The sequence below is a fragment of the Nocardioides sp. YIM B13467 genome (assembly GCF_042788075.1).
GTDB lineage: Bacteria > Actinomycetota > Actinomycetes > Propionibacteriales > Nocardioidaceae > Nocardioides.
In genome coordinates this window covers 2,057,203-2,083,166 of the sequence record NZ_JBHZPJ010000046.1, presented here as the reverse complement: position 1 = coordinate 2,083,166, position 25,964 = coordinate 2,057,203, and the positions used below count along the sequence as shown (strand labels likewise).

Sequence of the window (25,964 nt, the reverse complement as noted above, 5' to 3'; positions counted from 1 at the left end):
CCGGGCCGGGAGGGGTGCCAACGGTTTAGGTGAGCGGCGTATGGCCCACCTAGACTGCAGCCATGCCTCGCGTTGTCGTCGACGTCATGCCCAAGCCCGAGATTCTCGACCCGCAGGGGAAAGCCGTACTCGGCGCCCTGCCGCGGCTCGGGTTCACCGGGGTCACCGAGGTCCGTCAGGGCAAGCGGTTCGAGCTGGAGATCCCCGAGGTCACCGACGACGCGCTCGCCCAGATCGAGAAGCTGGCCGAGACCTTCCTGGCCAACACGGTGATCGAGAACTACGTCGTGCGCGTGGAAGAGACCGCCAAGTGAAGATCGGCGTCATCACCTTCCCGGGCACGCTCGACGACGTCGACGCGCAGCGCGCCGTACGTGTCGGTGGCAACGAGGCCGTTGCGCTGTGGCACGGTGACCACGACCTGCAGGGCGTCGACGCGGTGATCCTGCCGGGCGGCTTCTCCTACGGCGACTACCTGCGCTGCGGTGCCATCTCCCGCTTCGCGCCGATCATGACCGAGGTCATCGAGGGCGCCCAGAAGGGCCTTCCGGTGCTCGGCATCTGCAACGGCTTCCAGATGCTCGTCGAGTCCCACCTGCTCCCCGGCGGCCTGCTGCGCAACGACCACCTCAAGTTCATCTGCCGCGACCAGAAGCTGCGCATCGAGAACACCTCGACCGCCTGGACCTCCGCCTTCACCCAGGACCAGGAGATCGTGGTCCCGCTGAAGAACGGCGAGGGGCAGTACGTCGCCGACGCCGACACCATCAAGCGGCTCGAGGGCGAGGGCCGCGTCGTCGCGCGCTACCTCGACGTGAACCCCAACGGCTCGGTCAACGACATCGCCGGCATCACCAACGAGGCCGGCAACGTCGTCGGCCTGATGCCCCACCCCGAGCACGCCGTGGAGACCCTCACCGGCTCCGGCACCGACGGCCTGGGCTTCTTCACCTCGCTGGCCGAGAAGGCCTTCGCCTGATCTCTCACCGGGCGTGGGCGAGGTCGTACCAGGTGACGGCCGTCGCCATCCCGTTGGCCGTGCGCCCGAGCCGCCGCTGGTAGTTGGCCAGGCCGATATGGGTCGTCAGGTCGAGGACCCCGGTGACCTTGACCCGCTCCTCGGTGCGGGTGGTGGAGTTGAGCGCGCGCTGGAGGTCGCGGACCTGGTCGCCGGCAGAGCCGCGCTTCAGGAGCGGGTGCCGGTTGGCGGCCCACAGGGTCTTCCAGGCGCCCCGGGTCCACAGGTCGCGGACGGCCAGCCCGTGCGTACGCTGCCAGTCGTGGACCGCGGCGCGTAGCGCGGAGCCGTAGAACCCGCTCATCACACCGTCGAAGGTGCCGCGGGTGCTGAGCATGCACTTGAGCGCCTTCACGTACGCCGCCGGGGGCGTGTAGGTCGTCGTCGCCGGCTTGAGGTCGGGGTAGTAGTCGAAGTCGACGCGTACGCCGCCGCACCGGACCACCGGCGGGGCGTAGGAGCCGCGGCCGACGTCGAGGTAGTCGGAGTCGATGTTGATCGTGACGCCACCGTGGGTCTCGTCGTGGCCGCCGCGGTACTGCTTGACGCGGTCGTGGTCGCTCCACACCGAGTCCGGGATGTAGGTGGTCGAGGTGTTCGCGCGGCCGTCCCAGTCGGCGATCCACAGATCCGAGGGGAAGGTGAACCCGCTCGGTTGGGCGCGCCAGACGTCGTAGATCGCCTTGATCCCCGACGCCGCGCTGGAGTACATCGCCGAGCGGTAGCCGAGCACCTTGATCCGGTAGCTCCACGCCGAGATGAACCACATCGCCGACTCCCGGCAGACCCGGTTGGCGATGTCGAAGGCCTCGAGGTCGTAGAACATCGTGCTACCGGCCGCGATCCCGTATCCCTTGGCGGCGGTGACAGCCGCGTTGGCCTCGTTGATCGCCTGGCGCCGGGCCGCGGCGTACTGGCTGGTCGGGTCGGGGTCGATCCGCGGGTCGTCGCCGTAGCGCGGGTAGCGCGGGTTGCACGAGGCCTGCGGGCCGAGCGTGATCGGCAGCAGCCGCCAGCCACGTGTCTGCTGGTTGCGCACCCAGGTCGCCGAGAGGTAGGTCTGGGTTCGGCAGGCACGCGACCTGCCGGAGATGTAGATGCCTACGCCGGTGAAGTTCGAGTCCTTCCACCACTGGTCCATCGCGGTCTGTGACGGTGCCTGGCACTGGTCGAATCCGAAGCCGGTGAAGTTGCCCGGAGTGACCGGGTTGGCGGCCGTCGCGGGGCCGGCCGAAGCCAGCCCCGCGACGACCATGATGCCTGACATGACACCGGCGGCGAGGATGCGCCGGGTGCCCCTGAATCGAGTGAAAACCCCCATGGCTTGTCAATAGCAGGGCCGCTCCCTCGGGCGTCAGGGGCCGAACGACTCGTGCCATGGGTCCTATGTCCCCGCTGTCGTGCGCGGTGATCTCAGTCGATCTCGACCGCCGCTCGCCCGGGCACGTACGAACGTCTCCCGGAGGGTCGGCGGAGCACCACGCTCAGCGAGGCGATGACGCCGAGCGCGCCCAGAGCGGCCGCGGCGTAGAAGGCCTCGCGCATCCCCGGGACCACCTCGCCGGGAGTGCCGTTGGCGACGTAGACCGAGGCGATCACGGCCAGCCCGATCGAGCCGCCGAGCTGCTGCATGGTCTGCACCAGACCCGAGGCCGAGCCGGCGTGGGCGGCGTCGACACCCTCCAGGCCGAGAGCCGTGGTGGAGGTGAAGACGAGCGAGGCGAAGGCACCGTTGAGGAGGAACGGAGCCAGGACGGCGCCGGCGTACGTGCTGGTCTCCGAGAGCGTGCTCAGCCACAGGAACGACACCGTGAGGCCGGCGGCGCCCAGGACCAGCACCCGCGACATCCCGATCCGGGCCGCGATCCGAGGCGCCACCCGGGACATCGCGAAGATCATCAGGGTGAGCGGCAGGAACGCCAGCCCGGAGGCGAGCGGCCCCATGCCCAGCACGCCCTGCAGGTAGATCACGGTCAGGTAGAACGTCGCGAACTGAGCCCCGACCAGCCCGACCGCGGCGATGAACGCGGCGACGCGGCGGTGGCTGTTGAAGAGGTGGAGCTGCAGCAGCGGGTGGGCGACCCGGCGCTCGGTGAGCACGAGGGCGACCAGCAGGAGCAGGCCGACCGCGATCCCGCCGATGGTCCGCGCGGAGGTCCAGCCGTGCTCCGGTGCGCCGATCAGCGACCAGACGATCGCGGCCGCACCGCCGGTGGCGGTCACGGCGCCGACGATGTCGAAGCGCCCCGGTCGCGGGGCCGTCTCGGCGACGAGGCGGCCGACGAGAGCGAGCACGACGAGCCCGATCGGTACGTTGATGAACAAGGTCCAGCGCCACGAGGCGATGTCGGTCAGGATGCCGCCGAGGATCAGCCCGATCGAGGCGCCGCTGGAGGAGACTGCCGCGAAGAGCGCGATCGCCCGGGCGCGGCCGGCCTCGTCCTTCGCCGACGTGGTCAGCAGGGCGAGCACCTGGGGAGCGGCGATCGCGGCACCGAAGCCCTGCAGGGCGCGAGCGATGACGAGCAGGTCGTCGGTCGGCGCGAGCCCGCCGGCCAAGGAGAAGAGGGTGAAGACGGACAGGCCGACGACGAACATGCGCCGCCTGCCGAAGACGTCGCCGAGGCGACCGCCGAGCAGCAGCAGGCCGCCGAAGGCGAGGGTGTAGCCGTTGAGCACCCAGGTGAGTGCCGCCGGGGTGAAGGCGAGGTCGTCGGCGATCCGGGGGAGCGCGACGTTCACGACCGCCGAGTCGAGCACGATCATCAGCTGGGCGACCAGGACCAGGGCGATCCCGGCGCCGGCGGCCTTGGCGGCCGCGGGTGGCTTGGGTGGTGCCACGGTGGATGTCATTCGAGAGCTCCTGTTGGAGACGGAAAAGGAGTACAGTGAAGCGGAGGAAGTCTCCGCTTGGATGGAACACTACCGGAGGGTGTCTCCGGTTAGCAACGCATTTATCTGTGCCAGCGGTCACTGCTGTTAACGTGAGGCCCCCGCAGAGCGGCGGGAGCCACTGAGGAGGTCCGGATGAGAGCCGACGCGCAGCGCAACCGCGAACGGCTGATCGAGGTCGCCCATGCCGTCTTCAAGGAGCGCGGTCTCGACGCGCCTCTCGACGAGGTGGCTCGACGTGCAGGCGTCGGCCCGGGCACCCTCTACCGTCACTTCCCGACCCGCGAGGCGCTCCACGAGGCGATCATGGCGACTTGGATCGAGGAAGTCGCAGCCCACGTCGAGAAGGCGATGGCGACCGAGGGCGGGTGCCGGGAGAAGCTGCTCGCCTGGTTCGAGGAGTACGTCTCGTTGCTGACGCGCCACCAGGGTGCCGCCGCCAAGATCACCGCCTCCCTGGGCTGCCAGGACTCTCCGCTGCGCACCAAGTGCCAGACCTACGCCGACGCCAACGAGAGCGTCCTGACGGAGATGGCCGAGCACGGCGCGCTGCGCGAGGGTGTCGACAATCTCGACGTGTGCCGCCTCCTCGGCGGCGTCGCGACCATGGCCGACCACTCCTCGCTCGAGGCCAAGGACGTACGTCCCATGCTCGACGTCATCGCGAACGGCGTCCTCAAGAACTGACCCCGCCTGGGGCACACTGGGGCTATGTCCTTCACCTCGCCGGTCCGCGGCCCGCAGAGCCCGCTGAAGCTGGAGTTTCCCCAGTCGCTCGCGACCTATGACGACTACGCCGCCGCGCAGAAGACGGTCGACTTCCTCTCCGACAAGGAGTTCCCGGTCGAGAACTGCATGATCGTCGGCACCGAGCTGAAGCAGATCGAGCGGATCACCGGTCGACTCACCTGGAGCAAGGTCGCCCTCGCCGGCGTTCTCTCCGGCGCCTGGCTCGGTGTCTTCGTCGGCCTGATCATGTCGCTCTTCGGCAACGAGAACTTCCTCTTCATCCTGCTGTCGACGGTGCTCCTCGGCGTCGTCTTCGGCCTCATCTGGTCGCTGATCGGCTACGCCGCCACCCGGGGCACCCGTGACTTCTCGAGCGTCAAGGTCATCGTGCCGACCAAGTACGAGGTCCTGGTCGAGCACAAGGTCGCCGCCCGTGCCCGCGAGCTCCTCGCCGACCTCCCGGGTGCCCTCCCCAACCCCTTCTCCTGACGGGCCGACACTCGCCGGCGTCTCGGATCGTGAGATAGGCGCGGCGTTCGCGTGTAGTCACGCGTGTTCCGGGGAAGAACTCCGTTGGAGAAGGAGGCCCCGATGTCATCTCAGATCAACGTACGTCCAGCCGAGCTCGTCAAGCTCGCTGACCGCTGCATCGACTGGGCGATGGACCTGACCGGCGCGACCACGGACAACGCCGGCGCTCTCGTGGTCGCCTCGCGCGACGCCGGCAACACCCAGGGCGGCTACGACACCACGGCTGCCCACGGGCCGCTGGTCGAGGCCGCGTCCAGCGCACTCGAGTCGTTCGCGGCCGTCTTCGAGGCGGACGCCGACGCCCTCATGCTGTGCGCGTTCGACATCTCCGCGACCGACGAGGAGGTCGCCCGAGCCGCCCAGTCGAGCAACTCGCTGGAGCCGGGCCCGACGCCGCGGCCTCCGGAGCCGACTCCGGGGCCGCCGCCGCCCTCGCCCACTCCGAGCCCGTCGCCGGGCCCCACCCCGACCCCGCGCTGAGAGGCACCGAGATGTCCGAAGGCACGTGGAAGCTGTGGGACGACGCGTCATCGATCGACGACGCGTCGCGAGGCTGGACCTCGATCGCGAAGGCGCTCGACGGCGTCACCGAGGCGTTCATCAGCGGCTCCAAGGACGTCGTCGCCGACTGGGAGGGACAGACGGCCGAGTCCTACGAAGGGCATCGCAAGACGCTCCTGACGGACCTCGACAATGCACGCGACCTCGCCGACAAGGCCGCCTCGGCGACGGCTCGGATCGCCGGCACCGTACGCATCGCGCAAGGCCATCTCGACCAGTCCTGGGCGACGGTGGCCCACATCCCGCACCAGGGCAGTCCGTCGGGCGACATCCGGTTCGAACCCGAGACCCCCGAGGACAGCAAGCTGGTCACCGACGCCATCGCGCGTGCCTCCGAGATCCGGACCGGCCTCGACCGTGATCTCAACGCCGACCGGCAGGTGCTGGTCGAGACGACCGCTGCCTGGCAGGGGCTGTCGACGAGCATGGCGGCGATCGCCGAGTCCGGACAGGACCCGTTCCACCTCCCCGCCGACGTGGACTCGGTCGGCATGATCAACGTCGACGGAAAGACGTACATCAACACCGGCAGCGGCGACGACGTGGTGACGGTCGGGATCAACCCGTTGACCGGCAGGCAGGTCGTCACCGTCAACGGTCAGATGTACGACGTACCTCCCGGCAACGAGATCGTCATCCGTGCCGGCGAAGGCAATGACGAGATCAACGTCCCGCAAGGCACCAACGTCAATCTCTCTCTGCTTGGTGGTCGAGGTGATGACCGGCTCAACGGCGGCAGCGGGAGCGACCGCATCCTCGGTGGCCAGGGCCGCGACCACATCTTCGCCGGCGACGGCGACGACCGGGTCTCGGGCGGCACCGATCGCGACTACATCGACGCCCAGGGCGGCAACGACCTCGCCACCGGAGCGGGCGGCGACGACACCGTCTACGGCATGGCCGGAAACGACCGGATCAGCGGTGGTCGTGGCCAGGACTACCTCGAAGGGGCCGACGGCGACGACCTGCTCGTCGGCGGCGACGGCAACGACATCGCCTCCGGCGGAGACGACAACGACCGGATCCACGGCGGCGCCGGCGACGACGTGACGTACGCCGGGCGAGGGACCGACACCACCTACGGCGGCTCGGGTGACGACAAGGCCCACAGCGAGTCCGGCGACGCCGACGAGGACGTCGAGCAGCACGTGACGGTCCAGATCACCGAGGTCCCGGAATGGATCAAGATCGAGGGTTCGCCGGAGTTCGTCGCCCGGACCCGCGCCGACCTCGAGATGCTGGCCGCGTCGCCGACGGGCCAGCAGATGCTCGCCGCGTTGGACCGGAGACACGACGACTCGGGCGTGTTCGGGATCGGGCAGGAGAGCCTGACCATCCGCGAGTACGTCCCCGAGCCCGGTGAGGCTCCGAACAGCTCGGCGTCCAACGGACCGATGGGCGGCAACGAGATCGAGTACATGCCGGACATCGACACGATGAACACCGGCAACCGTGCTCCTCAGACGCCCGTCGACGGCCCGCCGGTCGCGGTGCTCTACCACGAGATGGCGCACGTCTACGACTACATGCACGACACGCTCGAGCCCGGCGAATATCACGGCGACGACCCCGAGAACCAGGGGACGAACAACCGTGAACGTGAGGCTGCCGGTCTTCCCGTCGACCACGACAACGACCCGAGCACGCCGGAGCAGATCGACCCGGACCACCCGTACGTCTACACCGAGAACGGGCTCCGCGACGAGATGGGAGCTCCGCACCGTGACCACTACTAGGTTGATGCTCCTGGCATCGCTGCTGACGGCGGGAGGTCTGGTGATGGGCGGCTGCGCGAAGGTTCCCGAAGGAGAGCAGGAGATCGAGGGAGTCCGGTTCGAGTCGGAGATCGTCACGGCGGGGGACGCGCTCGAGATCAGCTACCGGGTGGTCAACGACGCGGACACCGACGTCTACGTGGTCGACTCGGTGCCGACGTACGCCAACGGGGCGCTGCAGCCGGCGTCGGCGGACACCGTCTACGTCCTGGGCAGCGGCGGGAGCCGGGCCGAGGTCAGCAAGCGGGTCTTCGCGCTGCCGGAGGACAAGTCGTTCGCCCAGATGCCGGCGGTCGGTTGGGCCAAGCTGGCGTCGGGAGAGGAGATGAAGCGGAACATAAGTGTGCCGCTGCCGCTCGAGGAGTATCGCCCGTTCACCGATGACTCGGTCCCGGACCTCCCGGACCCGGTCGAGGAGGTCATCTTCTGCGTCGGTGTCCTCGACCTCCGTGATCTCTACCCCAAGGGCGTCCCGGCCGAGGTGACCGGTCTCGCCCACTCCGACTCGGCCGCCGAGTCCCAGCAGATCTTCTGCTCCAACTCAGCGGCCGTGGGCTAGGTCGTACCAGGTGACCTCGGTGGCCATGCCGTTCGCGGTGCGGCCCAGGCGCTTCTGGTAGGCGACGAGGGCGACGTGGGTGTTCCAGTCCATGACGCCGGTGATCTTCGGACGCTCGGGCGCGGAGGTGGCGCTGAGGGCGCGCTGGAGGTCGCGGACGCTCTCGCCGGCGGAGCCACGCTTGAGGAGCGGGCGGCTGTTGGCCGCCCACAGCGTCTTCCAGGCACCCTGGGTCCAGGTCTTGCGCACCGTCAGCCCGTGCGAGCGCTGCCAGGCGTTGATCGAGCGCACCAGCCCGGCGTCGTACGTCCCGTCGATGGGGCCACCGAAGTTGCCGCGCTCGCGGAGCATGCACTCGAGCGCCTTCGTGTAGATCGGCGAGGGGGTGTAGGAGCTGGTGCGTGGCTTCAGGTCCGGATAGCTGGTGAAGCTGACCGGGACGCCGCCGCAGTGGGTCACCGGGCGGGCGTAGGAGCCGCGGCCCAGGTCGACGAAGTTGGAGTCGATCTCGATGGTGGTTCCGCCGTGGGTCTCCTTGTGCGGGCCGCGGTACTGCTTGACGCGGCGGTGCGGGTTCCAGGGCTTGTCGGGGATGTACTTGGTCGAGGTGCCCGCGCGACCGTCCCAGTCGGCGATCCACAGGTCCGCGGGGTAGACGAACCCGCGCGGCTGGGCGTGCCAGACGGCGTACATCGCCTTGATCCCCGACGACGCGCTCGAATACATCCCCGGGCGGTAGCCGAGCTCCTTGATCCGGTGGCTCCAGGCCGAGACGAACCACATCGCCGACTCACGGCAGCGCTTGTTGCCTATGTCGAAGCCCTCGAGGTCGTAGAACATCGTGCTGCCGGCGGCGATGCCGTAGCGCTTGGCGGCGTCCACGGTCGCGTTGGCCTGGCTGATGCCCTGACGCTTGGCCGTGGCGTACTGGTCGGTCGAGCGGGCGCTGATCCGCGGGTCGTCGCGGTAGCGCGGGAAGTGCGGGTTGCACGACGCCTGCGGCCCCAGCGTGATCGGCAGCAGCCGCCAGCCNAGATGCGGGCCTCTGCGGCGGCCCAGTCGAGGCCGTCGCGCGGCTCGAAGCGGCGTACGTCGTAGGAGCGGCGGACCAGGTCCCGCATCGCGGGGAGGTCAGGCAGGTCGGCCCCGAGAGCCCTGCCCTGGACCAGGACGTTTCCGAGTGCGGCCGCCTCGACCGGGCCGGCGAGCACCGGCAGGCCGCAGGCGTCCGCGGTGAGCTGGCAGAGCAGCTCGTTCTGAGAGCCGCCGCCGACGACGTGGACGACCTCGGGCGAGGTGCCCGCGAGGGCGGCGGCGGTGCGGACATGGCGACGGTAGGCGACAGCGAGGCTGTCGAGGATGCAGCGGGTGATCGCGGCCGGCGAGTGCGGGATCGCCTCGCCGGACTCCTCGGCCAGCGTGGCGATCCGCTCCGGCATCGGGTCGGCCGACGTGCTCGGGAAGAGCAGCCGCGGATCGTTGATGTCGACCACCGTACGCAGCGGCTCGAGCTCCGCCGCCGCCGCGAGCAGCGAGCGAAGCTCGGCGCCCCGGTAGCGCCGCTCGCTCCACGAGCGCAGCGACTCCGACAGGACCCACAGGCCCATCACGTTCTTGAGGAAGCGGATGGTGCCGTCGACGCCGACCTCGTTGGTGAAGTCGGCGAGCCGGGCCTCCTCGGTCAGCACCGGCTGGTCGAGCTCGAGGCCGACCAGCGACCAGGTGCCCGAGGAGATGTAGGCGAAGTCCCCGCTGCTGCCGGTGGCCGCGGGGACGCCGACGACCGCCGAGGCGGTGTCGTGCGACCCCACCGCGACCACGGGTACGTCGGTGGTGACACCCAGCTCGTCAGCGACCTCGGGCAGCAGCGTGCCGAGGAGAGAGCCCGGGTCCCGAAGGGGCGGGAGGACCCCTTCGGGAATCCCGAGCTCCCGGCACAGGTCGACCGCCCAGGCGCCCTGTCGTACGTCGTAGAGCTGGGTGGTCGAGGCGTTGGTGCGCTCCGCGCCGATCGCACCGGTGAGCCAGTAGCCGAGCAGGTCCGGCAGCAGCAGCATCGTCTCGGCGGCGTCGAGCGCGGTGGTGCCGCGGGCCGCCACCAGCTGGTAGATCGTGTTGAACGGGAGCTGCTGGATGCCGGTGGTGCGGTAGAGCGTGGCGCCGCCGATCTGGGCGACCACCTTCTCGGCGATCCCCTCGACGCGGGCGTCGCGGTGGCTGAAGACCTGCCCGAGGAGCTGGCCGTCGTGGTCCAGCAGCCCGTGGTCGATGGCCCAGGAGTCGATGCCGATGCCGTGCAGCGGTCCGGTCCGGGCAACCTCGCGGATGCCGGTGAGCACCTCGCGATGGATGCCGAGCACGTCCCAGAAGAGCGAGCCGCGGACGCGTACCGCCCCGTTCGGGAAGCGGTGCAGCTGGTCGATCTCGACCCGGTCGCCACCGATCCGGCCGGACATGACCCGGCCGGAGGTGGCGCCCAGGTCGACCGCCGCGACCCGGAGATGAGGGCTCATCGCAAGAATGCGGCGGCGACGCCGGCGTCGACCGGCACGTGCAGACCGGTGGTGTGGGTCAGGTCGGGGCCGCAGAGCACGAAGACGGCGTTGGCGATGTTCTCCGGGAGCACCTCGCGCTTGAGCAGGGTGCGCTGGGCGTAGAACTTGCCGAGCTCCTCCTCCTTGACCCCGTAGACCTCGGCGCGCTTGGCGCCCCAGCCCCCGGCGAAGATGCCGGAGCCCTGGACCACGCCGTCGGGGTTGATGCCGTTGACCTTGATCCCGTGCTCACCGAGCTCGGCCGCCAGCAGCCGGACCTGGTGGGCCTGGTCGGCCTTGGCCGCGCCGTACGCGACGTTGTTGGGGCCGGCGAAGAGCGAGTTCTTCGAGGAGATGTAGACGATGTCGCCGCCCATCTCCTGCTCGATCAGCACCTTCGCCGCAGCCTTGGAGACCAGGAACGAGCCCTTGGCCATCACGTCGTGCTGGAGGTCCCAGTCGCGTTCGGTGGTCTCCAGCAGCGACTTCGACAGCGACAGGCCGGCGTTGTTGACGACCAGGTCGACACCGCCGAAGGCGAGCACCGCGGCGTCGAACATCGCCTGCACCGCGGCCTCGTCGGAGACGTCGGCGGCGAGGCCCACGGCGACGTCAGGACCACCGATCTCGGCGGCCGCGGTCTCGGCCTTGGCGAGGTCGAGGTCGGCGATCACGACGCAGGCACCCTCGGCGGCGAGCCGCTTCGCGGTGGCCTTGCCGATGCCGGAGGCGGCGCCGGTGACCAGGGCGACCCTGGTCGCGAGCGGCTTGGGGGCGGGCATCCGCTGGAGCTTGGCCTCCTCGAGCGCCCAGTACTCGATCCGGAACTTCTCCGACTCGTCGATCGGGGCGTACGTCGAGAGCCCCTCGGCACCGCGCATCACGTTGATCGCGTTGACGTAGAACTCCCCCGCCACCCGGGCGGTCTGCTTGTTCTTGCCGAAGGAGAACATGCCGACGCCGGGGACGAGGACGATGAGCGGGTCCTTGCCGCGGATCGCGGGGCTGTTCTGGTCGGCGTGCCGGTCGTAGTAGGCCTGGTAGTCCGCGCGGTAGCTGACCGCGAGCTCCTTGAGGCGGGCGATCGACTCCTCGACGGTCGCGTTCGCCGGAAGGTCGAGGACCAGCGGCTTGACCTTGGTGCGCAGGAAGTGGTCGGGGCAGGACGTGCCGAGCTCGGCCAGGCGCGGGTGAGCCTCGTGGGCGAGGAAGTCGAGGACCACCTCGGAGTCGTTGAAATGACCGACCATCGGCTGGTCCGCAGAGGCGATGCCACGGATCGTGGGGGCGAGAGCAGCGGCCTTCGTACGCCGCTCCTCCTCCGGCAGGGCCGCGTAGCCCTCGAGCGCGGGACCGAACGGCTCCGCCTTGCTGTGCTCCTCGATGTAGGCAGCCGCCGTGTCGATGATCCACAGCGAGTTCTTCTCGGCCTCCTCGGACGTGTCACCCCACGCGGTGATGCCGTGACCACCCAGCACGCAGCCGACCGCCTGCGGGTTCTTCGCCTTGATCTCGGCGATGTCGAGACCGAGCTGGAAGCCGGGACGGCGCCACGGCACCCAGACGACCTGGTCGCCGAAGATCTCCTCGGTGAGGTTCTCGCCGTCGGCCGCGGTCGCGATCGCGATGCCGGAGTCGGGGTGGAGGTGGTCGACGTGCTTGGCGTCGACCAGGCCGTGCATCGCGGTGTCGATCGACGGCGCCGCGCCGCCCTTGCCGTGCAGGCAGTAGTCGAACGCGGCGACCATCTCGTCCTCGCGCTCGACGCCCGGGTAGACGTCGACGAGCGCGCGCATCCGGTCGAGCCGGAGCACGGCGAGGCCACTCTCCTTGAGGGTGCCGAGGTCACCGCCGGAGCCCTTCACCCAGAGCAGCTCGACGTCCTGGCCCGTCACCGGGTCGGTCGCGGTGCCCTTGGCGGAGGTGTTGCCGCCGGCGTAGTTGGTGTTCTTCGGATCCGCGCCGAGTCGGTTCGAGCGCGCGATCAGGTCTTCTGCAGTGGTCATCTGATTCTCGTCCATCTGGTTCACAGCCATCCGGCCTGGGTGCCGCCGACACGGGCGGCTTCGATCTGTTCCTGGTAGCCGCTGGCGAGGTAGGCGCGCATCGGGTCCGCGGCCAGACCACGGTCCTCACGCCACCCGCCGAGGTCGGCGCGTACGTCGGTGTAGAAGGCGTCCATGAAGATCTCGTTGGCCAGGAGTACGTCGCCGTCCTCCTGAGCCTGGGCGAGAGCATCGGTGTCGAGGAGGAGCGCCCGTGCGGACATCTCCTGGACGTTGAGCACCGACCGGATCTGGCCCGGGATCTTCTTCTCGATGTTGTGGCACTGGTCGAGCATGAAGGCGACCCCGCCCTCGGCCACGGGCTTGAACCCGCCGCCACGGACCACCTCGACGAGGATCCGGAAGAGCTGGAACGGGTCGGCCGCACCGACGATCAGGTCGTCGTCGGCGTAGAAGCGGCTGTTGAAGTCGAACGAGCCGAGCTTCCCCAGGCGCAGCAGCTGCATCACGATGAACTCGATGTTGGTGCCGGGCGCGTGATGGCCGGTGTCGAGGCACACGACGGCCCGGTCGCCGAGGGCGCTGACCTGGGCGAACGAGGTGCCCCAGTCGGGGACGTCGGTGTGGTAGAACGCCGGCTCGAAGAACTTGTACTCGAGCACCAGGCGCTGCTCCTCACCGAGGCGCTCGTAGATGGTCGCGAGCGACTCGGCGAGCCGGTCCTGGCGGCCGCGCATGTCGGCCTGGCCGGGATAGTTGGACCCCTCGGCGAGCCAGATCTTCAGGTCGCGCGAGCCGGTCGCGTTCATCACCTCGATGCACTCGAAGTGGTGGTCGATCGCCTTCTGCCGGATCTTCGCATCGGCATGGGTGAGCGCGCCGAGCTTGTAGTCGTCGTCCTGGAAGGTGTTGGAGTTGATCGTGCCGAGCGCGATCCCCTGGTCCTCGGCGTAGCTGCGCAGCGCCGCGTAGTCCTCGACCCTGTCCCACGGGATGTGCAGCGCGACGCTCGGCGCCAGGCCGGTGAAGCGGTGGACGGTGGCCGCGTCGGCGACCTTCTCCTCGGGGGTGCGCGGTGTGCCCGGGGTGCCGAAGACCTTGAACCGGGTCCCCGAGTTTCCGTAGGCCCACGAGGGGACCTCGATCTCAAGGGCGGCCAGGTCGCCCGAGATCTGGTCGAACGTCGTCATCGGAGAGCCTCTCTGTGTGCGGTTGAAAGGTTTCAAAGCGCGCATCCGACGTTAGTGGCGCACGTCACGTGCGTCAAGAGCAGCGCGAACTTCGTTGCGTTTCAGCGCCGACCGCGAGGCGTCAGTTTCTGACCGCGAGGCGTCAGTTCCTGGCTGCGAGAAGTCAGTCCTGGCCGCCGACCCATTCCCGCGTACAGGAATCGACGCCTCAAGGTCAGAAACTGACCGCTCGGCGTCGAGAACTGACTCCTCGGGGTGAATCAGCGACCGAGCTGGTCCTCGAGATGGAAGACCTCCTCGAGGCGGAGGAAGCCCTCGTCGGGCGCGACGCCGTCGAGGTCCTCGAAGAACTCCGCCATCTCCGCCTGCCAGCGCGCGTTGACCTCGGTGGCCGCCATCCCCGCCTGAGCAGCCTCGATGGAGGGGGTCTCGACGTAGCCGATGAGGAGGCCGTCGGGGCGGAGGAACAGCGAGTAGTTGTGCCACCCGGTCTCCGCGAGTGCCTGGAGCATGTCGGGCCAGACGGCGGCGTGGCGCCGCTTGTACTCCTCGATGCGCTCGGGCTTGACCTGCAGCTGGAAGCAGACGCGCTCCATGACGACCTCCGATGAAACGATTTACGCACGGACGCTAATGAGCATGTCCGACATCGGTCAATCCCGGTAGCGTCCCTCCTCGTCACAGCGCCGCCCACGGCCTATGCTGCGATTGAACGTTTCAGGAAGGAGCCCAGGTGGCGATAACCCCAGGTGCGGGTACCCCGCGCAGCGCCTCGGTCAAGGATGTCGCGGCCACCGCAGGCGTCTCCCTCGGCACGGTGTCCAACGTGCTCAACCGCCCCGACCGGGTCAGCCGGACGACACGCGAGCGAGTCGAGCGCGCGATGGCCGACCTCGGCTTCGTACGCAACGAGTCGGCGCGCTCGCTGCGCACCGGCAGCACCCAGTCGCTGGCCTACGTCATGCTCGACGCCGGCAACCCGTTCTTCACCGACGTCGCCCGCGGCATCGAGCTGGCCGCCGAGGCTGCCGGGCTCTCGCTGTTCCTGTGCAACAGCGACGGCCGCTCGGCCCGCGAGGGCGCCCACCTGGCCCACCTACAGCAGCAGCGGGTCCAGGGCATCCTGATCACCCCGGTCGACCCCGACGATCCGCAGCTGGACCAGCTGATCGAGCGGGGCACCCCGGTCGTCATCGTCGACCGCACCCGGGCCGGGTCGTCGTTCTGCTCCGTCGCCGTCGACGACGTCCTGGGCGGGCGGCTGGCCGTCGAGCACCTCATCGATGCCGGCCACAAGCGGGTGGCGTACGTCGGTGGGCCGGAGTCGATCGGACAGGTCCGCGACCGTGGCGAGGGCGCCCGGCAGGCCTGGGCCGAGGCCGGGCTGCCGCCCGAGGACCTGGTGGTGCTCTCCTGCGAGGCGCCGACCGTCGCCTGTGGCCGCGCCGCCGGCGAGCGGCTCGTCGGGCTGTCCGCCCGGCGACGCCCGACAGCCGCGTTCTGCGCCAACGACCTGCTCGCGCTCGGGCTGCTCCAGCAGACGATCTCCAGCGGCCGGACCGTACCCGGCGACCTCGCGATCGTCGGCTACGACGACATCGAGTTCGCCGCCGCGGCGGCCGTCCCGCTCACCTCCGTACGCCAGCCCCGCCAGGACCTCGGCCGCCGAGCCGCCGAGCTGCTCCTCGACGAGGTCGGCGACCCCGCCCACCAGCACGAGCAGGTCGTCTTCACCCCCGAGCTCGTCGCGCGCGCCTCCACGCTCGGACGCCCCTCCTGACCGCGCCTACGTCTTCGGCTGATGCCTTAGGCTCCTGGATCGGAAGCCGAAGGAGAGTCAGTTGGCCGGAGAACGCGCAGCGACGCTGAGCGATGTCGCCCGCGAGGCAGGGGTCTCGCTGGCCACCGCGTCGCGCGCGTTGAACGGGAGTGACCGGGTGGTGCGCCCCGAGCTGCAGGAGCGGGTCCTGGCCGCGGCGAACAAGCTCGGCTACACGCCCAACGCCAACGCCCAGGCCATGGCGCGCGGCTCGACCGAGACTGTCGGACTCCTGGTGAAGGACATCTCCGACCCCTACTTCTCCACCATCGCCGGCGGCCTCGCCGACGAGGCCGAGAAGCACGGCCTGCTGGTGATGCTCTGCAACACCGGCGGTCAGCCCGAGCGCGAGCAGAAGTTCCTGGCCGCGCTGCGGCGCCAGCGCAGCCGGGCGATCGTGCTGGCGGGAAGCGACACGGCCGACGTACGCCACACCAGCGAGGTCGCCGACCTGCTGACGTCCTACCTGGACGGCGGCGGCCGGGCGGCCGCGATCAGCCAGCCGCGCCTGCCCGTCGACACCGTCGTGATCGACAACCACGGCGGCGCCAAGGCGCTGGCCGAGCGGCTGGTCGGCCTCGGCTACCGCCGCGCCGCGGTGCTCACCGGCCCCGAGGACCTGCTGGTCTCAGCCGAGCGTCACGCCGGCTTCGCGGAGGGGTGGTTGGAGGCGACCGGCTCGGAGCCGGCGTACGTCTCTGACGAGTTCAGCCGCGACGGCGGACGCCGGGCGATGACCCGGTTGCTCGATGACGGCCCGAAGGTGGACTGCGTCTTCGCGGTCAACGACCTGATGGCGGTCGGCGCCCTTGCCGCCTGCCGGCAGGCCGGCGTCGAGGTCGGGCCCGATCTGGCCGTCGCCGGCTTCGACGACATCGCCACGCTGCGCGACGTGACACCGGGGCTGACCACCGTACGTCTCCCCCTGGCCGACATCGGCCGGCTCGCGCTCGAGCTCGTCCTCGGCAAGCCGTCGGCGGAGCTACGCAAGCGGTCCGTCCACGGCGAGGTCGTGCTGCGGGAGAGCACTCCCCCGCGCTCCTGAGCCCAGTCTGACGGAACACCCCTCTTGCGACGGCCATCACATTTGCCATACCGTATTGGAAAGCGCTTTCCCCCATCGCTTTCCCGCGATTCCAGCAGACGAGGAACCCTCACATGGCCACACGACGGCTCGGCATCATCATGAACGGCGTCACCGGACGCATGGGCTACCGCCAGCACCTGGTGCGCAGCATCCTGGCGATCCAGGAGCAGGGCGGTGTCGAGCTCTCCGACGGCACCCGGATCCTGCCCGACCCGGTCCTGGTAGGACGCAATGCCGAGAAGCTCCAGGACATCGCCAAGGAGCATGGCCTGGACCGTTGGACCACCGACCTCGACGACGCCCTCGCCAACGCCGAGGACACGGTCTACTTCGACTCCCAGCTGACCAACGTCCGCGAGGCCGCCATCACCAAGGCGGTCGCGGCCGGCAAGCACGTCTACACCGAGAAGCCGATCGCCGACGACGTCGAGGGCTCGCTGCGCCTGGCGCGTCTGGCGGCCGACGCGGGCGTGAAGAGCGGCGTCGTCCACGACAAGCTCTATCTACCCGGCCTCCTCAAGCTGAAGCGGCTCGTCGACTCCGGCTTCTTCGGCCGCATCCTCAGCGTGCGCGGCGAGTTCGGCTACTGGGTCTTCGAGGGCGATCTGCAGCCCGCCCAGCGGCCGAGCTGGAACTACCGCAAGGAGGACGGCGGCGGCATCACCACCGACATGTTCCCCCACTGGAACTACGTCCTGGAGAACCTCTTCGGCAAGGTCGAGGCCGTCACCGCCAAGGTCGTCACCCACATCCCCGAGCGCTGGGACGAGAAGGGCAACGCCTACGCCGCCACCGCCGACGACTCCGCCTATGGCATCTTCGAGCTCGAGGGCGGGATCGTCGCGCAGATCAACTCCTCGTGGGCCACCCGGGTCAACCGCGGCGAGCTGGTCGAGTTCCACGTCGACGGCACCCACGGCTCCGCCGTCGCCGGCCTGCACCACTGCGTCGCCCAGGATCGCAACCTGACCCCGAAGCCGGTCTGGAACCCCGACCTGGTCGAGAGCATCCGGTTCCGCGAGCAGTGGTCCGAGGTGCCCGACAACCAGCCCTTCGACAACGGCTTCAAGGCCCAGTGGGAGCAGTTCATCCGCTACGTCGAGGGCGACGGCGACCACCCCTACGACTTCATGGCGGGGGTCCGCGGGGTCAGGCTCGCCGAGGCCGGGCTCGCCTCCTCGACCGAGGGCCGTCGGATCGAGCTCGGAGAGATCCAGCTGTGACCTCAGTACGCCTCCCGCTGCCCGGCGGCGGCACCGAGCTCTACACGCTCGCGGCCCCCACGGAGTGGACGAAGCCGAGTGCGCCGTTCACCTCCCGCACCGCGTACGCCGCCGCCCACGTCGTCCCCCGCGCGCTCGCCGAGAACGTGCCCGGCGCCCCCGCGGACATCGACTGGGACCGCACCTTGGCCTACCGGCACGAGCTGTGGTCCTACGGTCTCGGCGTCGCCGAGGCGATGGACACCGCGCAGCGCGGCATGGGCGTCGACTGGACCGCCGCGGCCGAGCTGATCCGCCGCTCCGCCGCCGAGGCGGCCGCCGTGGGTGGGTCGATCGCCTGCGGCGCCGGCACCGACCAGCTCGCCCTCGACGCCGTCCCCGAGGGCAGGGCCGGCCTGGCCACCGTCGTCGACGCCTATCGCGAGCAGATGAAGGTCGTCGCCGACACCGGCGCGACCACGATCGTGATGGCCTCGCGCGCGCTCGCCCGGGTCGCCCGGAGCGCCGAGGACTATGCCGAGGTCTACGCCACCATTCTCGACGAGGCCGAGAGCCCGGTGATCCTGCACTGGCTGGGCGACATGTTCGACCCGGCGCTGGCGGGCTACTGGGGCTCCTCCTCGGTCGAAGAGGCGACCGAGACCTTCCTCGACGTCATCCGGGCCCGTCCCGGCAAGGTCGACGGGGTCAAGGTCTCGCTCCTCGACGCCGAGCACGAGGTCGGACTGCGCCGGGCGCTGCCCGGCGGCGTACGGCTCTACACGGGGGACGACTTCAACTACCCCGAGCTGATCGTCGGCGAGGGGACCACGGAGGGCGAGTTCTCGCACGCGCTGCTCGGCATCTTCGCCGCGATCTACCCGGCCGCCTCGGCCGCGCTGCAGGCGCTCGACGAGGGTGATCCCGAGACGGCCAAGCAACTGCTGGAGAGCACCCAGGCGCTCGGCCGCAAGATCTTCGAGGCGCCGACCTACTACTACAAGACCGGGATCGCGTTCCTCTCCTGGCTCAACGGCCACCAGCCCGGCTTCTCGATGGCCGGCGGCCTGCACGCCGGTCGCTCGGTGCCCCATCTGGCCGAGGTGTTCCGGCTCGCGGATGCGGCCGGCCTGCTGACCAGCCCGGACCTCGCGGCCGCACGCATGCGCGCCTTCCTCACCGTGCAAGGAGTCGACCAGTGACCGACAGCAGCACCGGGCTGGAACGCCTCTCGCTCAACACCAAGACCACCAACTCCTGGACCCTCGCCGAGGCCGTCGACGGAGCCGCTCGCGCCGGCATCCCCGCCCTCGGGCTGTGGCGCGACCGCGTGCACGAGGCCGGGCTGGAGAAGGCCGCCAAGCTCGTACGCGACGCCGGGCTCCGCGTCTCCTCGCTCTGCCGCGGCGGCTTCCTGACGGCATCCGACGAGGCCGGGATCGCCTGCGCGCTCGAGGACAACAAGCGGGCGGTCGACGAGGCCGCGACGCTCGGCACCGACGCGCTGGTGATGGTCGTCGGTGGCCTCCCCGAGGGCGATGTGGATCTGGCCGGCGCCCGGGAGCGGGTCGCCGAGCGGCTCGCCGAGCTGGCACCTTACGCACGTGACCACGGCGTGAAGCTCGTCCTGGAGCCGCTGCACCCGATGTACGTCGCCGACCGCGCGGTCATCTCTACCCTCGGCCAGGCGCTCGATCTGGCCACGCCGCACCCGGTCGACGCGGTCGCGGTGGTCGTGGACACCTTCCACGTGTTCTGGGACCCGGACATCGCGGCCCAGATCGAGCGGGCCGGCGCCGAGGGCCGGATCGCGGCGTACCAGGTCTGCGACTTCAACCTGCCGATCCCCGCCGACGCGCTGCTGGCACGCGGGATGATGGGCGACGGGGTCATCGACTTCGCGCCGATCACGCGGATGGTCGCCGCGACCGGCTACACCGGCGATGTCGAGGTCGAGATCTTCAACGAGGCGGTCTGGGCCAGCGACCCCGACGAGGTGCTCGCCACCATGGCGCAGCGCTACCGCGACCTCGTCCTCCCCCACCTGTGATGCCGGCTCGTCGGGTCGTCATCGCCTGCGACAAGTTCAAGGGCTCCCTGACGGCGCGCGAGGTCGACGAGGCGGTGGCCGCCGGGATCCTCGCGGCGGACCCCGAGACAGAGGTACGCATCGTGCCGATCGCCGACGGCGGCGACGGCACCGTGGCGGCCCTGGCCGGCGCCGGCTTCGACCTGGTGTCGGTCGAGGTCGCCGGCCCGACCCTCGAGCCGGTGGCGGCGCACTACGCCGTCCGCGGCGACCTGGCAGTCGTCGAGCTCGCCGACACCTGCGGGCTGCTGCGGCTGCCCGCCGGCCGGCTCGCCCCGCTGACCGCGTCCTCCCGCGGTCTCGGTGAGGCCGTGCTCGCCGCCGTCGAGGGTGGTGCCAGCACGGTCGTCATCGGCCTCGGCGGTAGTGCCAGCAATGACGGTGGCTCGGGAATGCTCCGCGCCCTCGGCGCGCGGCTCCTCGACGCTTCCGGCGCAGAGATCGCCGAGGGCGGCGGCTCGCTCCGAAGCCTCGCGGAGATCGACCTCTCGCGCCTCGACCCTCGGCTCCAGGAGACCGAGATCGTGGTCGCCTGCGACGTCGACAACCCACTGCTCGGACCCCGCGGGGCGGTCGCCACCTTCTCCGCGCAGAAGGGCGCCGGCCCCGCGGACCGGGAACTGCTCGAGACAGCCCTCATGACGTACGCAGCCACGGTCGCCGCGGCCACCGGGCGCGATCACGCCGAGATCGTCGATGCTCCCGGCGCCGGAGCGGCCGGGGGTGTCGGCTTCGCCGCCCTCGCGGTGCTCGGCGGGCGGGTCGAGCGCGGCGTCGAGCTGCTGCTCGGCCTCGTGGGCTTCGCCGAGGCGATTGTGGGCGCGGACCTGGTCGTCACCGGCGAAGGCTCCTTCGACCACCAGACCCTGTCCGGGAAGGCGCCGATGGGCGTGCTCCAGGCCGCACGCGAGGCGAGCATCCGCGCCGTCGTCGTCTGCGGCCGCACCACCCTCTCCCCCATCGAGGCGGAGCAGGCGGGGGCCGCCGAGGTGCGCGCGCTCACCGACCTCGAGCCCGACCCCGAGCGCTGCATGACGAACGCCGCCGAGCTGCTCTCACAGCTCGGCGGCGAACTCGGGTAACACGTCGTTCGTAGCACTATCCGGTCGTTCCCATAGGGCGAGTAGTCCTACGAACAGCGTGTTACCCGGGGCGGGAGACTCAGAAGTCGAAGTCGTCGATGTTCGACTCGTCGAAGACCGTCGGCTCACCGAGGACGACCACACCGTCGGCGCCTACGGTGTATTCACCCAGGTCACCGGCCTCGAAGGTGTCACCCTCCTTGCCCTCGATGTCACCAGAGACGAGCGCGTCGGCGGTGTACGCGGCCAGGTAGCCGAGCTGCTCGGGGTCCCACAGCGCGAAGGCCTTGACGGTGCCGTCCTTGACGTACTCCCGCATCTGGTTCGGGGTGCCGAGACCGGTCAGCGCGACCTTGCCCTTGTACTCCGAGTCGGACAGGTAGCGGGCGGCCGCGGCGATGCCGACCGTGGTCGGGCTGATGATGCCCTTGAGGTTCGGGTGGGACTGCAGCAGGCCGGCGGTCTTGTCGAACGACTTCTGGTCGTCGTCGTCACCGTAGACGGTCTGGACGAGCTTGATGTTCGGGTGGTTCGCGGCCAGCTCCTCCTCCATCAGCTTGATCCACTCGTTCTGGTTGGTGGCGTTGGCGGCCGCGGAGAGGATCGCGATCTCACCCTCGTCGCCGATCTGCTCGGCGATCAGGTCGACCTGGCTCTTGGCGATGCCGGCGGCGTCGGCCTGGCTGACGAAGACGTCGCGGAACTGCGGCTCGGTGTCGGAGTCCATCGTGACGACCTTGGTGCCGGCGTTGCGGGCCTCGTCGAGGGCGTCGCCGATGGCGGTCGGGTCGTTGGCCGAGACGACGAGCGCTCCGGCGCGCTGCTGGGTCGCGGTGTTGATGAAGCTGACCTGGGAGTCGGGGGTCGACTCGGTCGGGCCCACCTGCTCCCACGTGGTGCCGATCTCGTCGGCGGCCTTCTTGCCGCCCGTGTCGGAGGCGTCGAAGTAGGGGTTGCCGAGGTTCTTCGGGATGAAGGTGATGCTGCTGGTGTCGCCGCCACCCTCTCCATCGCTGCCGCTGTCGCTCCCGCCGCCGCAGGCGGACAGGGCGAGGCCGAGGGCCGCAACGATGGCGACGGCACTGCCTGCGCGTCGGAACTTGCTGGTCATGTCTCTCACTCCGATTTCTTTGAGGATGGTTCGTCCGAGCTGTGTTGCCGGCGATAGGTGCCGACGATGCGACCGGTCCAACCGAGAACGCTGGCCGCGATGACCGCTGCGATGAGAAGTACGCCGGTGATGATCTGGATGATGTTGGCGCTGAGTCCGTCCAGGCGCAGCGCGCTGCCGATCGTCCCGATCAGGACGACGCCGGCGATGACCCCGGGGATGGCCCCGCGACCGCCGAAGATCGAGACCCCGCCGAGCAGCACCGCGGCCACGACCTGGAGCTCCAGGCCGGTGGCGTTGTCACCACGTGCGCTGCCGTAGCGCAGCGTGAAGTAGATGCCCGCCAGCCCCGAGACCAGCCCGCTGAGCGTGAACAGGATCAGCTTCGTACGGTCGACGTTGACGCCGGAGAAGCGGGCCGCGTCCTTGCTGAGACCGGCCGCGAAGATGCCGCGCCCGAAGGGCGTGAAGTGCAGGATCACCGCGAAGATCAGGATCAGGACGACCAGCGGGATCGTCATCAGCGGGATCTGGGAGCCGCCGATCCGGGCCTGGACGAAGTCGCCCCAGGCGTCGGGCCAGTCGGTGATCGCAGTGGTGCCGAGCGCCCCGACCGCGATGCCGCGGAAGAGCGCCATGGTGCCGATCGTGACGGCCAGCGACGGCAGCCCGTAGCGGGTGACGAGCACCCCGTTGAGCGCTCCCGCGACCGCGCAGGCGAGCAGGGCGAGCACCATCGCGAGGGCCAGGGGGACGCCCTCGCGATGGAGCACCCCGAACAGGACGCTGGAGAGCCCGACGACGCTCGCGACCGACAGGTCGATCTCGCCGGTGATGATGATCAGCGTCATCGGCAGCGCGATCAGCAGGATCGGCGCGATGTCGAGGACCAGGAAGTAGACCGTGATCGGGTCGGAGAAGTTGAGGATCGCGATCGAGGCGTACAGCCACACGACCACGAGCAGGGCGATGATCGCCGAGTCCCTGGTCATCAGGGTGCGCTGCCACCACGGCTTGGCGTGGGCGGCGTACGTCCTCGTCGGTCCCTTCTCGGCAAGCAGACTCATGAATCTTCCCTCTCTGCGAGGAGCTTGTCGTGCTGACGGCGGGCGAAGTAGCGGTCCAGGACGATCGCGCCGATGATCAGCGCACCGACGACGGCCTGCTGCCAGAAGTCAGGGATGCCCAGGACCGGGAGCGCCCGGTTGATGGTGGTGAGGAGGTACGCCCCCAGGGCTGCTCCGAGGACGGTGCCGCTGCCACCGAAGATGGCCACGCCACCCACGACCGCGGCGCCGACGGCCTCGAGCTCGATGCCCTGGCCGACACCGGAGCTGATGGTGCCGTAGCGGGAGACGTACAGGATCCCGGCGAGGCCGGCGAGCGCGCCCGAGGTGGCGAACGCCTGCAGGACCCGGCGCTTGTCACGCAGCCCGTAGAGAGTGGCGGCGTCGGGGTCGGAGCCGATCGCGTAGAACTCGCGGCCGACGCGGGTCGAGCGCATCAGGTAGATCGCGACCGCCAGCAGCGCGAAAGAGATCCAGGCGAGGTTGGGGATGAAGAGGAACGATCCGGTGCCGAAGTCGAGCAGTCCGGGCGGGATGTCGGAGGCGTTGATCCGGTCGCTGCCGGCCCACTCGAGCATGATCCCGCGGTAGACGTAGAGCGTGCCGAGGGTGATGACCAGCGCCGGCACTTTGGCGAAGGCGACCAGCGCCCCGTTGATCAGGCCGAGCACGGCGCCCGCGGCGACCGCGATCAGGACGACCAGGATCACCGGGAGCCCGGTGTCGAGGAAGAGCCGCCCGGCCAGGTAGGCCGTGAGCCCGAGGGTCGAGCCGACGCTGAGGTCGACGTTGCGGGTGACGATCACCATCGCCTGGCCGATCGCCAGGCACACGAGGATCGCGGGGGTCAGGGTGAGGTCGCGCCAACCATCCGTGCTGAACAGGAAGTTGGGGTTCACCGCCGTGGTCACCACGAGCAGCGCGATGAAGGCGACGGCGATGCCGGTCTCGCGCTGCTTCAGGAGCCAGGTCAGCCGGCTGGCTGCTCGGTGGCGTGGCTGCGGCGCGGCCGGGGCAGGCGCGTCGAGCGTGGTGGTCATGATGCCTCGCTGACGTTCAGGGTGGTGGAGTGGTGGGCCGTCGCCGCGCGCATGACGGCCTCGGGGGTCGCCTCCGCGCGGCTCAGCTCGGCCGTCTGGTGACCCTCGCTGAGGACGATCACGCGGTCGGCCATACCGAGCACCTCGGGGAGCTCGGAGGAGATCATCAAGATCCCGAGACCCTCCTGGGCGAGGGTCGAGAGCAGGCGGTGGACCTCGGACTTGGTGCCGACGTCGATGCCTCGGGTGGGCTCGTCGATGATCAGCACCTTGGGCCGCGTCGAGAGCCACTTGGCCAGGACGACCTTCTGCTGGTTGCCGCCCGAGAGCGTGCCGGCCAGGGTGTCGAGCGTCGCGGCCTTGACCTCGAGCCGGGCAGCCCAGTCGGCGGCCGAGCGGTTCTCGATGCCGGTGCTGATCAGCCCGGTGCGGGCGAGCCGGCCGCTCGTCGGGAGGGTGATGTTGCGCGAGATCGGCGCCTCCAGGACGAGACCGTGCTGGCGGCGGTCCTCGGGGACGAACGCCAGCCCCATCTCGATCGCTCGTCTCGGGTCACCCGGCGGGACCGGCCGGCCCTCGAGGGTGACCTCGCCGCTCTCGTAGGGGTCGACGCCGAAGATCGCCTGCGCGACCTCGCTGCGCCCGGCACCGACGAGGCCGGCCAGGCCGACGATCTCGCCCTCGCGGACGGTGAGACTGATGTCCTGGAACAGGCCGGTGCGGGTGAGGCCCTTGACCTCGAGCAGGGGCTTGCCGACGGTGGCCTCGAGCTTCGGGTAGAGGTCGGAGACCTCGCGACCGACGAGCCGCTGGACGATCTCGTCCTCGGTGACCGCCGAGATGGGGTCGGTGGAGATGTAGGCGCCGTCGCGCATCACCGTGATCGTGTCGCAGAGCGCGAACACCTCGTCGAAGCGGTGCGAGATGAAGACGACGGCGCAGCCCTGGTCGCGCAGCGTGCGCGCCACGCTCATCAGCCGCTCGACCTCGTTGCCCGACAGGGCGGCGGTCGGCTCGTCCATGATCAGGACCTTGGCGTCGAGCGAGAGCGCCTTGGCGATCTCGATCAGCTGCTGGTCGGCGATCGAGAGGCCCTCGGTCGGACGGTCGGGCTCGATCGGGACACCCAGCCTGGCGAAGAGCTCGACGACCTCGGTGCGCATCGCGGCGCGGTCGATCTTGCCCCAGCGGTTGGTCGGCTGGCGTCCCATGAAGATGTTCTCGGTGACGGAGAGGTCGGGGAAGAGGGTCGGCTCCTGGTAGATGACCGCGACCCCGGCCTGCTTGGCGTCGGCGGTGTTGCGGAAGTCGACCTGTTCCCCGGAGAGCAGGTAGTCGCCGGCGTCGCGGCGGTAGAGCCCGGCGACGATCTTGACCAGGGTCGACTTCCCGGCACCGTTCTCCCCCACGAGCGCGTGGATGGATCCGGCCTCGACCCGGAGGCTTCCGGACCGGAGGGCGCGTACGGGGCCGAACGACTTGGCCACGTCCCGCAGCTCCAGTGCGGCGGGTGTGTCCGGCATGGGCAGCTCCTCGAATTGAAAGGTTTCAAGCCTGGTTTACGCTAGTGATGGCAATCACATACGTCAACACTCTGAGGCCGCTAATTTGAGCGAGATCCGGACTTTGTCATCAGACCGCGTCGGCGCCCGCCCGCATCCGGGCGGGAATC

The 25,964-nt window shown here is 69.8% G+C and carries 23 protein-coding genes and 1 pseudogene; 13 read left to right on the top strand and 11 right to left on the bottom strand.

Annotation, left to right across the window (positions count from 1 at the left end):
* Nucleotides 1-62 precede the first annotated feature (62 nt).
* On the top strand, nt 63-314 hold the full coding sequence (purS, locus tag ACFX43_RS17050) for a phosphoribosylformylglycinamidine synthase subunit PurS (protein WP_160026681.1): 252 nt from the start codon (nt 63-65) through the stop codon (nt 312-314).
* Complete coding sequence (gene purQ / locus ACFX43_RS17045) at nt 311-979, top strand: phosphoribosylformylglycinamidine synthase subunit PurQ (RefSeq protein ID WP_355226567.1); 669 nt, start codon at nt 311-313, stop codon at nt 977-979. Before purS ends, purQ begins: the two co-directional genes overlap by 4 nt.
* A 4-nt stretch (nt 980-983) precedes the next feature.
* Here the strand turns inward: purQ and ACFX43_RS17040 are convergent, their stop codons facing one another.
* Complete coding sequence (locus ACFX43_RS17040; RefSeq protein WP_378830217.1) at nt 984-2,339, bottom strand: glycoside hydrolase domain-containing protein; 1,356 nt, start codon at nt 2,337-2,339, stop codon at nt 984-986.
* Between the two features lie 92 nt (nt 2,340-2,431).
* Nucleotides 2,432-3,871, bottom strand: a complete 1,440-nt coding sequence (locus ACFX43_RS17035) for an MFS transporter (protein ID WP_378830212.1) — start codon at nt 3,869-3,871, stop codon at nt 2,432-2,434.
* Nucleotides 3,872-4,045: 174 nt separating this feature from the next.
* Between ACFX43_RS17035 and ACFX43_RS17030 the strand changes: the two genes are divergently transcribed.
* From ACFX43_RS17030 to ACFX43_RS17010, 5 genes are all read left to right on the top strand, one after another.
* Nucleotides 4,046-4,597, top strand: a complete 552-nt coding sequence (locus ACFX43_RS17030) for a TetR/AcrR family transcriptional regulator (protein ID WP_378830207.1) — start codon at nt 4,046-4,048, stop codon at nt 4,595-4,597.
* Between the two features lie 24 nt (nt 4,598-4,621).
* Complete coding sequence (locus ACFX43_RS17025; protein WP_378830204.1) at nt 4,622-5,128, top strand: general stress protein; 507 nt, start codon at nt 4,622-4,624, stop codon at nt 5,126-5,128.
* A 102-nt stretch (nt 5,129-5,230) separates the two neighbouring features.
* Nucleotides 5,231-5,650 carry a hypothetical protein gene (locus ACFX43_RS17020; protein WP_355019620.1) on the top strand — a complete coding sequence of 140 codons (420 nt, stop codon included), beginning with the start codon at nt 5,231-5,233 and terminating at the stop codon, nt 5,648-5,650.
* 11 nt (nt 5,651-5,661) lie between these two features.
* Nucleotides 5,662-7,467 (top strand): M91 family zinc metallopeptidase, encoded by a 1,806-nt coding sequence (locus ACFX43_RS17015; protein ID WP_378830200.1) that lies wholly within the window; start codon nt 5,662-5,664, stop codon nt 7,465-7,467.
* On the top strand, nt 7,454-8,065 hold the full coding sequence (locus ACFX43_RS17010) for a hypothetical protein (RefSeq protein WP_378830196.1): 612 nt from the start codon (nt 7,454-7,456) through the stop codon (nt 8,063-8,065). The genes ACFX43_RS17015 and ACFX43_RS17010 overlap by 14 nt, the downstream gene beginning before the upstream one ends.
* Here the strand turns inward: ACFX43_RS17010 and ACFX43_RS17005 are convergent.
* The 5 genes and pseudogenes from ACFX43_RS17005 to ACFX43_RS16985 all read right to left on the bottom strand — a co-directional run bounded on the left by ACFX43_RS17005 (nt 8,048) and on the right by ACFX43_RS16985 (nt 14,391).
* Entirely contained in the window at nt 8,048-9,073 is a 1,026-nt protein-coding gene (locus ACFX43_RS17005; RefSeq protein WP_378840954.1) for a glycoside hydrolase domain-containing protein, read from the bottom strand. The two genes, ACFX43_RS17010 and ACFX43_RS17005, sit on opposite strands and share 18 nt — an antisense overlap.
* A gap of 203 nt (nt 9,074-9,276) precedes the next feature.
* Nucleotides 9,277-10,521 (bottom strand): annotated as a pseudogene (locus tag ACFX43_RS17000) (rhamnulokinase family protein); the annotation flags it as partial.
* 53 nt (nt 10,522-10,574) lie between these two features.
* Entirely contained in the window at nt 10,575-12,605 is a 2,031-nt protein-coding gene (locus tag ACFX43_RS16995) for a bifunctional aldolase/short-chain dehydrogenase (protein ID WP_378830194.1), read from the bottom strand.
* A 20-nt stretch (nt 12,606-12,625) separates the two neighbouring features.
* Complete coding sequence (gene rhaI, locus ACFX43_RS16990; protein ID WP_378830193.1) at nt 12,626-13,795, bottom strand: L-rhamnose isomerase; 1,170 nt, start codon at nt 13,793-13,795, stop codon at nt 12,626-12,628.
* Nucleotides 13,796-14,055: 260 nt separating this feature from the next.
* A complete protein-coding gene (locus tag ACFX43_RS16985) occupies nt 14,056-14,391 on the bottom strand; it encodes an L-rhamnose mutarotase (RefSeq protein WP_355020523.1) in 336 nt (111 codons plus the stop codon).
* A 137-nt stretch (nt 14,392-14,528) separates the two neighbouring features.
* On the opposite strand from ACFX43_RS16985, the gene ACFX43_RS16980 reads away from it, so the two are divergent.
* The 6 genes from ACFX43_RS16980 (at nt 14,529) to ACFX43_RS16955 (ending at nt 21,074) form a co-directional block, all read left to right on the top strand.
* On the top strand, nt 14,529-15,575 hold the full coding sequence (locus ACFX43_RS16980) for a LacI family DNA-binding transcriptional regulator (RefSeq protein WP_378830188.1): 1,047 nt from the start codon (nt 14,529-14,531) through the stop codon (nt 15,573-15,575).
* Between the two features lie 61 nt (nt 15,576-15,636).
* The gene (locus tag ACFX43_RS16975; protein ID WP_378830184.1) at nt 15,637-16,659 is read left to right on the top strand and encodes a LacI family DNA-binding transcriptional regulator; all 1,023 of its coding nucleotides are present in this window, start codon (nt 15,637-15,639) and stop codon (nt 16,657-16,659) included.
* Between the two features lie 113 nt (nt 16,660-16,772).
* Complete coding sequence (locus tag ACFX43_RS16970) at nt 16,773-17,924, top strand: Gfo/Idh/MocA family protein (protein ID WP_378830182.1); 1,152 nt, start codon at nt 16,773-16,775, stop codon at nt 17,922-17,924.
* Complete coding sequence (locus tag ACFX43_RS16965) at nt 17,921-19,105, top strand: dihydrodipicolinate synthase family protein (protein WP_378830176.1); 1,185 nt, start codon at nt 17,921-17,923, stop codon at nt 19,103-19,105. The genes ACFX43_RS16970 and ACFX43_RS16965 overlap by 4 nt, the downstream gene beginning before the upstream one ends.
* Entirely contained in the window at nt 19,102-19,953 is an 852-nt protein-coding gene (locus ACFX43_RS16960) for a sugar phosphate isomerase/epimerase family protein (protein WP_378830174.1), read from the top strand. Before ACFX43_RS16965 ends, ACFX43_RS16960 begins: the two co-directional genes overlap by 4 nt.
* Nucleotides 19,953-21,074 carry a glycerate kinase gene (locus tag ACFX43_RS16955; protein ID WP_378830171.1) on the top strand — a complete coding sequence of 374 codons (1,122 nt, stop codon included), beginning with the start codon at nt 19,953-19,955 and terminating at the stop codon, nt 21,072-21,074. Before ACFX43_RS16960 ends, ACFX43_RS16955 begins: the two co-directional genes overlap by 1 nt.
* A 79-nt stretch (nt 21,075-21,153) precedes the next feature.
* Here ACFX43_RS16955 and rhaS read toward each other — a convergent pair whose 3' ends face one another.
* The 4 genes from rhaS to ACFX43_RS16935 are packed head-to-tail and all read right to left on the bottom strand — an operon-like array spanning nt 21,154 to nt 25,815.
* Nucleotides 21,154-22,185 carry a rhamnose ABC transporter substrate-binding protein gene (gene rhaS, locus ACFX43_RS16950; protein WP_378830167.1) on the bottom strand — a complete coding sequence of 344 codons (1,032 nt, stop codon included), beginning with the start codon at nt 22,183-22,185 and terminating at the stop codon, nt 21,154-21,156.
* Nucleotides 22,186-22,190: 5 nt separating this feature from the next.
* Nucleotides 22,191-23,252, bottom strand: a complete 1,062-nt coding sequence (locus tag ACFX43_RS16945; RefSeq protein ID WP_378830162.1) for an ABC transporter permease — start codon at nt 23,250-23,252, stop codon at nt 22,191-22,193.
* Entirely contained in the window at nt 23,249-24,292 is a 1,044-nt protein-coding gene (locus ACFX43_RS16940) for an ABC transporter permease (protein WP_355020514.1), read from the bottom strand. The genes ACFX43_RS16945 and ACFX43_RS16940 overlap by 4 nt, the downstream gene beginning before the upstream one ends.
* Nucleotides 24,289-25,815: a sugar ABC transporter ATP-binding protein gene (locus ACFX43_RS16935; protein WP_378830154.1), complete on the bottom strand. Its 1,527-nt coding sequence runs from the start codon at nt 25,813-25,815 to the stop codon at nt 24,289-24,291. Before ACFX43_RS16935 ends, ACFX43_RS16940 begins: the two co-directional genes overlap by 4 nt.
* Between the last annotated feature and the right edge of the window lie 149 nt (nt 25,816-25,964).